General features: G+C 58.9%; 9 protein-coding genes. 1 reads left to right on the top strand and 8 read right to left on the bottom strand.

Features of this window, described 5'->3' with window-relative positions:
• Positions 1-4: 4 nt before the first annotated feature.
• The 3 genes from tsaE to ahcY all read right to left on the bottom strand — a co-directional run bounded on the left by tsaE (position 5) and on the right by ahcY (position 5,740).
• Positions 5-1,546, bottom strand: a complete 1,542-nt coding sequence (gene tsaE, locus VHB22_RS13500; protein WP_325457503.1) for a tRNA (adenosine(37)-N6)-threonylcarbamoyltransferase complex ATPase subunit type 1 TsaE — start codon at positions 1,544-1,546, stop codon at positions 5-7.
• 9 nt (positions 1,547-1,555) lie between these two features.
• Entirely contained in the window at positions 1,556-4,084 is a 2,529-nt protein-coding gene (locus VHB22_RS13495; RefSeq protein WP_325457502.1) for a sensor histidine kinase, read from the bottom strand.
• A 246-nt stretch (positions 4,085-4,330) separates the two neighbouring features.
• Complete coding sequence (gene ahcY, locus VHB22_RS13490; RefSeq protein ID WP_325457501.1) at positions 4,331-5,740, bottom strand: adenosylhomocysteinase; 1,410 nt, start codon at positions 5,738-5,740, stop codon at positions 4,331-4,333.
• A gap of 360 nt (positions 5,741-6,100) precedes the next feature.
• Here ahcY and VHB22_RS13485 point away from each other — a divergent pair, with 360 nt between their 5' ends.
• Positions 6,101-7,528 (top strand): pilus assembly protein, encoded by a 1,428-nt coding sequence (locus VHB22_RS13485; protein WP_325457500.1) that lies wholly within the window; start codon positions 6,101-6,103, stop codon positions 7,526-7,528.
• A gap of 110 nt (positions 7,529-7,638) precedes the next feature.
• Here VHB22_RS13485 and VHB22_RS13480 read toward each other — a convergent pair whose 3' ends face one another.
• The 5 genes from VHB22_RS13480 to VHB22_RS13460 form a co-directional block, all read right to left on the bottom strand.
• Positions 7,639-7,944: an HPr family phosphocarrier protein gene (locus VHB22_RS13480; RefSeq protein ID WP_325457499.1), complete on the bottom strand. Its 306-nt coding sequence runs from the start codon at positions 7,942-7,944 to the stop codon at positions 7,639-7,641.
• Between the two features lie 15 nt (positions 7,945-7,959).
• Positions 7,960-8,361, bottom strand: coding sequence for a PTS sugar transporter subunit IIA (locus VHB22_RS13475; protein WP_325457498.1), 402 nt, complete (start codon positions 8,359-8,361; stop codon positions 7,960-7,962).
• A gap of 109 nt (positions 8,362-8,470) precedes the next feature.
• The gene (locus tag VHB22_RS13470) at positions 8,471-8,959 is read right to left on the bottom strand and encodes an HPr kinase/phosphatase C-terminal domain-containing protein (protein WP_325457497.1); all 489 of its coding nucleotides are present in this window, start codon (positions 8,957-8,959) and stop codon (positions 8,471-8,473) included.
• Positions 8,943-10,790 (bottom strand): stimulus-sensing domain-containing protein, encoded by a 1,848-nt coding sequence (locus tag VHB22_RS13465; RefSeq protein WP_325457496.1) that lies wholly within the window; start codon positions 10,788-10,790, stop codon positions 8,943-8,945. Before VHB22_RS13465 ends, VHB22_RS13470 begins: the two co-directional genes overlap by 17 nt.
• Before the next feature lie 28 nt (positions 10,791-10,818).
• Complete coding sequence (locus VHB22_RS13460) at positions 10,819-11,523, bottom strand: response regulator transcription factor (protein ID WP_325457495.1); 705 nt, start codon at positions 11,521-11,523, stop codon at positions 10,819-10,821.
• Positions 11,524-11,917: the final 394 nt, after the last annotated feature.

The following is an 11,917-nucleotide window of genomic DNA, read 5'->3' as shown; positions in this document are numbered from 1 at the left end:
TCGTTCAGATCGTCAGAGATTGCGTGCGGAGTTTCGCAGGCAGGTTTCGGTCATACCACGCCCTGAGCGCCTGAAGACCCTCGTGGGCAAGATCGCGTTCGAGATACCCCCAGATCCTTGGGAGGTGGGCGAGGTATCGGCGCTTTCCGTCGCGCATCGCGAGGCGTGCAAAAATTCCCAATATCTTTGTATTGCGCTGCGCTCCGAGTGCCGCATAGCAAAAGAGGAATTCCGTCTCGTCGAAGGCTGTATCGCGCTTTTTCATGGCGGCGATGTAACGGTCGAGAAGGTCCTTTTCGAGGCGTACAGGAACAGTCACGCGCGCATCCTGAAGCAATGAAACGAGGTCGTATGCGGCTGGACCGCTCATCGCATCCTGAAAATCGATGATGCCCACGTCGCGGGGCGAGGTGCGTTCGTCGAGCGCGATGAGGTTCGGCGAATGATAATCACGTAGCAGCCATGCGGGCGGCTGTTGGAGAACGCGAGAGAAAACGCTGTGCCATTCGCTCGTGAATTCGTCGCGAGCGGACTGCGGCGCAGGTTTTCCGTAGATTGCGGGCCAATACCAATCGAGCAGAAGTTGCGTCTCGATATCAAGGACGGCTTCATCGGCTTGCGGCAGTATGAAGGTTGTTCCGTCCGACAGGGCCATGCGTTGTGGCGGCGGCGTGCTTTGGAGCGCCACGACGGAATCGGTGGCGCGCTGCCAGAGTAATTTTTGATCGGCTCCGCTTACGATTTCGGAGCCAAAGACCTTGTCACCGAAGTCTTCAATAATGAGCAATCCCCGGTCGAGGTCCTGAGCGAAAATTTCCGGTGTAGAGATACCTGCCTTGCGGAGCGCGTCGCCGATTGCCACAAAGGCTGTCACGTCCTCGGCGAGATGCGCGATCGCGCTATAGGGCTTACCATCGCGGATCGGTGGTCCGTCGGGGCGCCGGGGTGAATCGACGAGCAGCGCGTGCGCGCCATCGGGCTTGGTCAAGCGCGCGTAGCGGCGCGGAGAAGCGTCGCCTTGGAGATAGATGACTCTGATGTCCGAAGCGCCCCAACCCGCGCTCGCCAGAAATTCGCGGATGGCGGCGAAGCGTTCCAATCGGTCGATGAAACCGGGCGAGGCACTGAGCTCAATCGTTCTCAGGTGTTCTGCGCGGCCCTCACTGAGATTCAAGGCGAGGTGCTCAGCAGGGATGCGGCCGCCTCCATGCGAGGGCCACTCGATGACCGCGATGCCGCGGGCTAAAGCTGCTTCAAGCCCGAGCTCGTCGAGTTCGCTCGGATCGGTGAGGCGATAAAGATCGAAGTGCGCGATCTCGAAGCGCGTTGCTTCGTAGGATTGGGTGAGCGTGAACGTCGGACTCGGGACGTCCAGCGCAGGATCGTTCGATAGCGTTCGGATCAATGCGCGGGCGAAGGTCGATTTGCCGGTCCCGAGATCGCCTTCAAGACACAGTGTGTCGCCGGGCTGCAGAAAAAAAGCGATTTCGTCGGCGAGACGGACAACGTCGCTTTCGGTCAGGTCGCGGAACAGGATTACATTCATCGCGCCTTATTACGCTGCCTGGCCGCCGCCTGCCAACCATGTTGCGTTATCCGCGGACGCGGCTGGCCGTTGGGGAATGCGAACGATTATGCACGTTCCCCGATTTTCCTCGGACGTGACTTCTATGGTGCCGTGGTGCAGTTCCACGAGACTCTTGACAATCGGCAGTCCAAGACCCGCGCCGCGGTGATCGGAACCATGGCTGCGACTTTCGAAGCGCTCGAAGATGCGGCCGATCTGTTCTTTCGGGATGCCGATGCCATCATCTTCGACACGGAAAACGATATTCCCCGCCTCGCTCCAGCAGGCGAGCTTTATCGTCCCATCCATCTTCGAAAACCCGACGGCATTCGACAGGAGATTGTAGAGCACCTGCCGCATGCGGGCTTCGTCGGCGATGAACTCCGTGACGTCATCGGCGACAGCGATTTCTATTGTCAACCTGTTGCGCACGGCGCGCTCGCGGATACCGAGGATCGCGGCATCTATGATGGCACGCACGCCGACAGGCGCCAGCTTGAGCTGCAAGGCTCCGGCATCGATAGTGGCGAGATCGAGAATGTCGTTGATGATCGCGAGCAGCGTCTTCGACGACGACATGATGTCGGCCAGGTATTCGCGCTGTTTCGGCGTCAGTTCGCCGAATACGGGGCTCGCCAGCATGTCGGTAAAACCGATGATGCTCGTCAGCGGCGTCCGTAGCTCGTAGGAAATGTGTCCGATAAAATTCGTCTTCAGGCGGTCGGCGGCGACGAGAGCTTCATTGCGTTCGCGAAGTGCACGCTCGGCGCGTTTGGTGTCGGTCACGTCGGCAAAGGTCAGGAGTGTGGCGCCGTCGGGAAGCGGCATCAACGCGTAATCGATGACCACGCCGTCGGACCGGCTCATATGGCCTGAGAAGGTTTCGCGCTCGTCGGAAAACGCGGTCACGGCGCGGCCGATGCGGAGCCACGTTTCATTGTCGGCATGCAGTGTCTGAGCGGCTGCGATGACTTCACCGACGTGCGGCAATTCCTGGAGCTTGCGAGCAGGCATCTGCCAGAGATTGCAAAAGGCCTTGTTGAAGAGCTTGAGGCGGCCGTCGGTGCCGAACACCGCGATGGCCTCCTTCAGGCTGTCGAGCGTTTCGCGCTGGACGTCGATGAAGGCGTTGTAACGGGCTTCAAGGTCGAGGCGTTCGGTTTCGTCGGCAAACAGGAATGTAACGCCGCCGTCGGGGCGTTGCTCGGCCATGACGTGCAAAATTCGGCCATCGGTCAGGTTCCAGGTGTCGTCGAGCGGCGCGCCGGTGCGATAGCAGGCAAGGATCTGTGCTTTCCAATCGCGATGACTGACGACGGGTTCGAGCACGCCGATCTCGCGGAGCCGGTCGAGGATGGTGCTGTCGCTCGGACGGCTTGCGAGCCAGTCGGGATCGAGCGACCAGAGCTTCGCAAATGCCGCGTTATAAAAAACGAGCTTGTGTTCGGGATTGAAGATCGCGACAGCCGTCTCGACGCGATCGAGCGTGCGATCGTAAGCGGCGATCTGGCGTTCAAGTTCGCCCTTGGCGCTTTCGATGTCGGTGACGTCAATCGCGGCGCCTGCCGTCATGCCATCGAGAGGCAGAACGATTACGTCATGGGCTTTGCGTTCGCCGCCCGCAACGAGATGTACGCGCGATCTGTACGTATCGCCGGCAGCAACGGCCTTTGCGACGGCCTTGCGCTGGCGCGCCTCCAACAGTTCGATCTGACGTTCAAGGACTTCAATTTCGTTCTTGGCGTCGACGGCGGCGACGTAGGCGGCGTTGACCCAGATGAGCCGGTTATCCATGCTACGAAGCCAGACGGGCATGGGCAGCGTGTGCAGGAGGGCGCGACTCGACCGAATGTCGCGGGCGAGCGCGGCCTGTAGTTCCTCGACTTTGGAGAGTTCGAGTTTGTATCCTGAGATGTCCTTGAGGCGCAGAACGGCGCGTCCACCGGCAGCACGTCCTTCGGCTTCAATGACGCCGCCCGCAAGCGTTTTCACAATGACGCTGAAGGAGCGGCCGTTGACGAAGAGCTTGTCGAGCGCCGCTTTCAGGGCCTGAGCGGAGCCAGATTCGAGCCATTGGCCGAAGCGTAGAATTTCGGCGTGGTGTTCGGGCAGCCCTGGAACGCTGGTCAGCGTGTGCGAGACGATCCGTACCGCTTGGCCTTGCTCCCAAAAAATGAGCACCTGCGGCTCGGCGCGAATGATTGCGTCGGCGGCTGCGAGGTTGCGCCGGAGTTGCGTGCTTTCGGCCTTTGCAGCGCGCGCCTCGCGCCGGGCGATGCTGCCCATGTGCCAGATAATTGCGATCGACGTGATCGCTGCGCCCGCGACAGCGGCGATCAGCCAAAGATGGCGCAGACCGAATTCGACAGAGCCGATGTGATGCCCATCGACGAAGGTCGCGAGCATGGTTGCGACGCACGCCATCGCCGCGATCAATAGCAGCAGCAACTGAAGCCGCGTCGTGAGTTTCGGATCGTGAGGAGAAGTGGCGCGCATCAGTTCCATTGCAGCCCGCATAGGCGCCCGCGCTCCCCTGGCTTGGGTGCACGTGCGCCGGCTCTGATTCGGATACGAATCAACACGAGTATGGGGCGTGGGAGACGCTATCGCCAGCGCGGTCAATCGGTCCAAAAAGAAACGAATTTGAAGTGTTTCCCCGGGGCCGCGTCTTTTTGCGTCCGGCATCGAGATTTTACGAAAAAAGGGGCTGTCGCCATTGGCGAAGCCCCTTCATTTATGTTGGACGGCGAGGGCCACTCAGACTCAGTACCGGTAGTGATCGGACTTGAACGGACCTTCCGGTTTTACGCCGATGTAGGCGGCCTGGTCGGGGCGCAGCTTGGTCAGCTTGGCACCGATCTTCGCCAGGTGCAGCATCGCGACCTTTTCGTCGAGGTGCTTCGGAAGGGTGTAGACTTCCTTCTTATACTTGCCCTCATTCGTGAAGAGTTCGATCTGGGCGAGGGTCTGGTTCGTGAAGGATGCCGACATCACGAACGACGGGTGACCCATCGCGTTGCCAAGGTTCACGAGCCGACCCTCCGACAGCAAGATGATGCGCCGGCCGGTCGGGAATTCGATCTCGTCCACCTGCGGCTTGATGTTGGTCCATTTGAAGTTCTTGAGACCGCCGACCTGGATCTCGTTGTCGAAGTGGCCGATGTTGCAGACGATCGCGCGGTCTTTCATGGCCCGCATATGATCGACCGTGATGATATCCTTGTTGCCGGTTGCGGTAACGAAGATATCGGCGCGAGGTGCGGCGTCCTCCATCGTTACGACTTCGTAGCCTTCCATCGAGGCTTGAAGCGCGCAGATGGGATCGACCTCCGAGACCATGACACGGCATCCGGCGTTTCTGAGCGACGCGGCCGAACCTTTGCCGACGTCGCCAAAACCCGCAACCATCGCGACTTTGCCGGCCATCATGACGTCGGTCCCGCGGCGGATGCCGTCGACGAGCGATTCACGGCAGCCGTAGAGGTTGTCGAACTTCGACTTGGTGACGCTGTCGTTGACGTTGATGGCGGGCCAAAGCAGCGTGCCCGCTTTCTGCATGTCATAGAGGCGATGCACGCCCGTGGTCGTTTCTTCCGAAACGCCCTTGATGCTCTTGGCGATCCCAGCGAAGTAGCCCTTGGGTTTTTCCTTCAGCTGCTTCTTGAGCAACGCGAAGAATACTTCCTCTTCTTCGGAACCCGGCTTGTCGAGGAACGCGGTATCGCCGTTCTCGGCGCGCAGACCGAGGTGGACGTACATCGTGGCGTCGCCGCCGTCATCGAGGACCATGTTCGGATGGCCGCCGCCATGCCAATCGAACAGTTTTGCGGTGTAGTCCCAATAATCCTTCAGCGTCTCGCCCTTGACAGCGAACACCGGAATGCCAGCGGCCGCGATGGCTGCCGCGGCGTGATCCTGGGTCGAGTAGATATTGCAGGAGACCCAGCGGATGTCGGCGCCGAGAGCGGCAAGTGTCTCGATGAGCACGGCCGTCTGGATCGTCATGTGCAACGAACCGGCAATGCGCGCACCCTTGAGGGGCTTTGTGGCGCCGTATTCTTCGCGGGTTGCCATCAGGCCGGGCATCTCGGTTTCGGCGATGGAGATTTCCTTGCGTCCCCACTCCGCGAGGCTCAGATCCTTGACGATATAATCCGTGAACTTCGAGCTCATGCTTGCTCCTCAAAACGAGTGGGGTTTGCGGCTTCTGGCGAAAGCCTCGACAAGCTGCCGCGCTCTCGCGCACTGGTTGAAGCGCGCGTCGATTTTCCGGACGGTTTTAGCGAACCCGCCCGCACTTCGCAACAACATATAAACAACTCTTTATGTCTTCATCGGCCAAGGGCTCCTCGAAGACTAAATGCATGCTTAACCTTTGATTGACTATTAAAAATGTAATAAATCCGCTTATGCAAATGTATTGTTCGTGTATATCTGGCATTAATCTCATTATAACTGCACATTTTCCTATTAATTCGTCCTAAATGACTTCGCCGCTAGCGTCGCCCGATATAGCGCGCTCAGGAGGCGGTAATGGAAATCGGTGGTGGGTCGCACGGGCCGGCACAGAAGCCGTGCTCCTTGTTTTGTCTTCGCAGTCTGGCTGGATCTATAGGCATCGGCCTCAAACGCTTTTCGAGCGATTCGCGCGGCGACGTTGCCATTCTTTTCGGGCTCATGGCGCTCGTGCTCTTCATGATGATCGGTCTCGCCGTTGATTACGGCCGCTATGTCAATGCACGCAGCCAGACGATTGCTGCGACGGACGCAGCGGTTCTGGCCGGCGCGCGGGCCCTGCAGACCAACGGCGGCGATCAGGACGCCGCTCTCAAGGTCGCGCAGGCCTATTATGACCAGGCAACGAAGAACCGGCTCACTCTGACAAACGACACGATCAAGTTCGCCATCAGCGATAACGCGACGTCGGTAATCACGACGGGGAACGCGACGCTCTCCACCCCATTTATGGGTCTTGGGGGAACGAAGTCGCTGCCCATTCTACATAGCGACGGATCAGACTACTCGAAGGCCGTTCTCGCGGTCGGCGGCAACGCGGAGCTCAACCTCGAGATCAGCATGATGCTCGATATCTCGGGTTCCATGGGCGAGGGCACAAAACTTCAGGACATGAAGGACGCCGCCAACGATCTGGTCGATATCGTCGTCTGGCAGGACCAGAGCAAATATTCATCGCGGGTCGCTATCGTGCCCTTCTCCGGCGATGTTTTGCCGACGAGTTCACTTATGTCGGCGGCAACAAATCCGTCTTACAAATCCAAGATCACGCTGACTAGCGGCGGCGGCTGGTACAGCTCCAGCCAGACATACAAGGCAACGTCCTGCGTCGGTGAGCGGCCGGGCCAAGACTATTCCGATACGGCTCCCGGCAAGAACCATTACGTTCTTCGTGAGTACACCACGAACGGCAAGTGCAGCATCAGCTCGAAGGGCGAAGTGCAGCCGATGACAAACGACAAGACCGTGCTGCACAACAAGATCAACGGCCTGGTCGACGGCGGAAACACGGCCGGTCATGTTGGGACGGCGTGGGCTTACTATATGCTCTCACCAAACTGGGCTTCAGTGCTTCCCAGCGACAGCAAGCCCGTCGCTTATGGAACGCCCAACACGCAGAAAATCGCCGTGTTGATGACGGACGGCGAATATAACCAGGAACACGATAGCAGTGGCGTCGCGACAGGAAGCACGGCCGCTGGCCCGTCGGTCAACGGCACCGATTCACCGTCGCAGGCAAAGGCGGTCTGCACAGACATGAAGAAAAACGGCATCGAGGTTTACACCGTCGGCTTCGATCTCGGTGGAAATCGAACGGCTATCGATACGCTTTCCAGCTGCGCCAGCGATGCCTCGCATTTTTATAACTCGACGACGGGCGATGCCTTGAAGGCGGCTTTCCGCGATATCGCGTTGAAGATTTCGACGCTTTACCTGTCGCAGTGAGCCATTTCGACTGCGAACGAGCGAACGACAAAGAGCGCATTTACCGGCGCTCTTTATTTATTGTGCTGAGCGACTCTTTGTGGGGTAGTCGGCCGCCCGCACGGGGATGCTCATGCGTCGCCGACGCATTCTTCGTCGAAGCCAGCTTCTACGAGACGGACGAGGGCCTGTAGCGCTTCAGGTCCTTGAGGGCCGACGGCGACGATGTGCAATTCCGAGCCCGGGCTTGCAGCGAGCATCATCAGGCCCATGATCGAGGTTCCGCCCACGGATTGGCCGTGGTGTGTGACCGTTACCGTCGCGTCGTAGCTCTCAGCGCATTTGACGAATTTCGCGGACGCGCGTGCGTGTAAGCCTTTGACGTTGCGAATGGTGACGACGGCTTCTGGTCTCAGACTATTGGAAAGCTCGGGCATCGTTACATCACACCATCAGTCGCCTGAGAGTTCTTGGCTTGCGACCTTGATGTATTTCTTGCCTGCGTCCCGGGCCATGATCACGGCTTCGGGTAACGGCACCTCGCTACGGATGCTGGCGAGCTTGACTAGAATGGGCAGGCTGATGCCAGCGATGACCTCGGCTTTCGATTCATCCATGACCGAGATTGCAAGATTGGATGGCGTACCTCCGAACATGTCGGTCAGAATGATAACGCCGTCTCCGTTATCCACCCGCCGCACGGCGTTCAAAATGTCGATACGGCGTGCTTCCATATCGTCATCAGGACCGATTGCCAGTGTTTCCAATGCTGGCTGGGCGCCAACCACGTGCTCCAGCGCGTTGCGGAATTCCTGGGCAAGGCCGCCATGCGTGACAATGATGAGTCCGATCATGAGCGCCGGGCCGTTTAAATTCTTATGCGGCGACAGCCGGATAAGCTTCGCCAATAGGCGCGGAAAGTGGCAAGTGTTCGTCGCCCGCGCAAGAGGTTTCTAGGCGGAGTCAGGCCTTAGGCTCAATACGTGGCAGGTCAGCCATGGCGAGCGCGCCGACGAGCTTTAACGATGCCGAGGTTTCAAAGGGAAAAATACGAATCGTAGGTATCTTAAAGCCCAAAACTACGACCTTTGGCCAAGGGTCCGGAAAACGGTCGACACGGTCTTTCGGGACGAGATCGGCGACGAGCACGATATCTGCCTTATCCCTGGCAGCAATCTCCAGGATACCGACGCCGCGGACTTCGAGCTTTCCGCGCAACGTCGGGGGACAGGTGGCAATTAACCGAGGGCTCGACGCTGACTTGTCAGCCTTTAAGAGTACCTGATCATCGGCAACAAGTTCGACGCTCTCTTTGAGGAGTGCCGATGGGCTGAGAGCGAGGCATCTCAGGGCAAGATCGGATTTTCCCGATCCGGAGGGGCCACGGATCAAAACGCCGCGGCCACCGACCGCGATTGCCGTCGCGTGAACGCGGTCAGCTTCGTCTGACAAGTCCGGCTCCCGACTGTGATGAGAGCGGCAGGCGCACCGTAAAGCGCGCGCCGCTCGCGGCACCCGCGCTGTTTTGCTGGCGGTTCTCGGCGAAAATCTCGCCGTTGTGACTGACGACAATCTCCTTCGATATCGACAGCCCCAGACCTGAGTTCTTGCCACGTTTGTTGTCGGTCAACGGACGATCACTATAGAACCGGTCGAAGATCTGACTGAGCTTATTCGGTGGTATGCCAGGACCTTCATCTTCGACGGTGATTTCCACTTTCATTCCATTCGGCCGTGCTCGCACGGTGACGGCGGCACCTTCGGGCGAGAACGACAGCGCGTTGTCGATTAAATTGGTGAATACTTGGCAGAGGCGGCTTTCGTTGCCGCGAACTTTATAGGATGCGGCAGATGCCGGTTCGACGGCCAGGTTGATCGTGCGGCTATCATCGATCAGCATATCGGCAAACAGCGCCTTGATGTTTTCGAGCACATCACGAACGTCGATGGTCTGCATCTGCTGACGGGCAAGTTCGGCGTCGAGACGCGAGGTGCTCGAAATATCGTTGATCAGGCGATTGAGCCGTTTCAGCTCGCCTTGGATTTCCTGGACAAGCTCGGTTCGCGATTCTTCCGACTTAGCGTAGGTCAGCGCCTCGGCCGTCGATCGCGCGGCGGCCAGCGGGTTTTTCAATTCGTGGGCGACGTCGGCCGCGAACTTCTCGCTCGCTTCGATGCGTCTGTAGAGCGCGTTTGTCATTGCGGCGAAGGCCCGGCTCGTCTGGCCGACCTCGTCGCGGCGTTCTGTCAGGTCAGGCAGCTCGCGGCGCGTCGAGATGTTTTGCGTTACCTGATAAGCAGCGTCGGACAGCCGCCGCATCGGACCGGCGACCGTTCTTTCGAGCACGAGCGAACTTCCGATGGAGACGAGAAGTGCCATTGCGGCGATCTGCAGGATCAGCCAGCGTTCGTCCCATAGAACGTCGTCTATGTCTCCCGGCTTCGTCGAGACGAGCAGTACGCCAAGAATTTTGTTGCCGCGCTTGATCGGCTCGGCCATCGATACGATCTGTTGGCCGTGCTTGTTGAGCAAAAGGATCGGTCTTTCGACACCGCGCTCGGCCGCTATCTTGACCTCCGGATAAAGGAAGCCGTTTGCCGTGCCGAGCTCTCGATAGACCTTAAGCTCCTTGTTGATGACCCAGTAGTTGAGCCGGGTCCAAAAGTTTCTAAGGCGGGGCGCTGGGCTATTATCGGCGCCGGTGCTCGATTCAGGATCGTCGGAAAAAAGCGTTTCGCTGTTGAGGATCAGCGTGCCTTTCGCCGAATAGACGCGCGCTTTTAGGCTTGCCGGTCCGACCAGCTTCCGCAGGACCATGGCCGCCTGATGCGGATCGATCGGCAGTTCGAGCGCAGCGAAGGCGTCGTCGCGGCGGGCCCACGATGCGGTTTTGTCGGGCAGTCGATTTGGATCGAAGATGGCGCGCTCGTTGACGGCACGATAGGCGATAGCTTCGGCCGTAATGCGCGATACCGTCTTGACGACGTCGACCTTGGCGTCGAGCAGCCAGCCGTGGTGCAGGCTAAGATAGAGCATCGCAAACAGCAGCCCGGCTAAGCCGAGCACGTTTGCCAGAAGAATGCGCCGCCTCAGGTTCTTCCCAATGGCGCGCGCAATCCAGCCACGCGAAATAACTCTGCCGGCAGCGCCGAGCGCCGAGAGAAGCGCCTGCCGCACGTCGAAACGTCGACCGGTTTCCGCCGCTGAAGACTGGGCGATCCCGGCCGATGCGTCGCCCGAAAGCGTCGCGTCCAAGGCGATGTCGTTGCTGTCGAGCGCCATCCAATCCCCTTAGTGACGGCGAGCCCCTCTATTCCTTGAAGCGGTACCCCACGCCATACAGCGTTTCGATCACATCGAAGTCGTCGTCGACCTGCTTGAATTTCTTGCGCAGGCGCTTGATGTGGCTGTCGATCGTCCGGTCATCGACATAGACCTGATCGTCGTAGGCAGCATCCATAAGCGCATCGCGCGTTTTGACAACCCCGGGACGCGTCGCCAATGCCTGCAGAATAAGAAATTCCGTGACTGTCAGCGTCACGGGCTTGCTGTCCCAATGGCACGTATGCCGTTCGGGATCGAGCTTGAGTTTGCCGCGTTCGAGCACGCGCTTGGCTTCGTCTTCGACGGTCGTTCCGTCTTTCGGGGCCGCGCGGCGCAAAACAGCTTTCACGCGCTCGACGATGAGGCGTTGCGAGAACGGCTTCGCGATATAGTCGTCCGCCCCCATCTTGAGGCCGAAAAGCTCGTCGATCTCCTCGTCTTTCGAGGTCAGGAAAATGACGGGCATCGTCGACTGCTGGCGTACGCGGCGCAAAAGCTCCATGCCATCCATGCGCGGCATCTTGATGTCGAAGATGCCAAGGTCGGCCGGTTCCTCGGTCAAAGCCTCAAGCGCGGACACACCATCTCCATATGTGCGGACTTTGTAGCCTTCCGCTTCCAACGCCATTCTTAGGGAGGTGAGAATGTTCCGCTCGTCATCGACGAGGGCGATCGTGCTCTTTTCCTTCATAATTTCCTCTCAAGCCCCCAGTGGATGCGGTGGCCTCGCGCCGCGCCCCGACTGGCGCTTATGGCGGCATGGTGGACCAATTGTGGCGCTACGTTCAATGGATGTCAGAGACTGAATGGCACCTGAATATGCGACCTAAGTCGCAACGGCAAGCAATGGCCAAACTTTCATTGAATACAATTCCGTCGCTGCACTGTTCAATCGGCGTCGCTCTCGCTATGATGGTCCGACATACAGTCTTCGAATATTTTCAGTGGTAACATAGTGTTACAAATTCTGTCGTGCGGCCGTGCGACTAGGACCATCGCACAGCTTGAGCTTGGCTTTTTCGTTCAATAAGCAGCTCATCCGCCCTTGGAAAGCTTGCAGAATAAGCGGCAACGCCGGCGGATCG

Source organism: Hyphomicrobium sp. (assembly GCF_035548195.1).
In the GTDB taxonomy this organism is placed as follows: Bacteria; Pseudomonadota; Alphaproteobacteria; order Rhizobiales; family Hyphomicrobiaceae; genus Hyphomicrobium_B.
Note: the sequence above shows the minus strand (reverse complement) of the source record. Positions and strands in the feature narration are given on the sequence as shown.

What these genes read in the sequence shown, in the direction of transcription:
- VHB22_RS13480 (WP_325457499.1), bottom strand. Translation starts at nt 7,944, where the DNA reads ATGCCCGAGCTTTCCAATAGTCTGAGACCAGAAGCCGTCGTCACCATT.
- VHB22_RS13495 (WP_325457502.1), bottom strand. Translation starts at nt 4,084, where the DNA reads ATGCGGGCTGCAATGGAACTGATGCGCGCCACTTCTCCTCACGATCCG.
- VHB22_RS13465 (WP_325457496.1), bottom strand. Translation starts at nt 10,790, where the DNA reads ATGGCGCTCGACAGCAACGACATCGCCTTGGACGCGACGCTTTCGGGC.
- VHB22_RS13475 (WP_325457498.1), bottom strand. Translation starts at nt 8,361, where the DNA reads ATGATCGGACTCATCATTGTCACGCATGGCGGCCTTGCCCAGGAATTC.
- ahcY (WP_325457501.1), bottom strand. Translation starts at nt 5,740, where the DNA reads ATGAGCTCGAAGTTCACGGATTATATCGTCAAGGATCTGAGCCTCGCG.
- VHB22_RS13485 (WP_325457500.1), top strand. Translation starts at nt 6,101, where the DNA reads ATGGAAATCGGTGGTGGGTCGCACGGGCCGGCACAGAAGCCGTGCTCC.
- tsaE (WP_325457503.1), bottom strand. Translation starts at nt 1,546, where the DNA reads ATGAATGTAATCCTGTTCCGCGACCTGACCGAAAGCGACGTTGTCCGT.
- VHB22_RS13460 (WP_325457495.1), bottom strand. Translation starts at nt 11,523, where the DNA reads ATGAAGGAAAAGAGCACGATCGCCCTCGTCGATGACGAGCGGAACATT.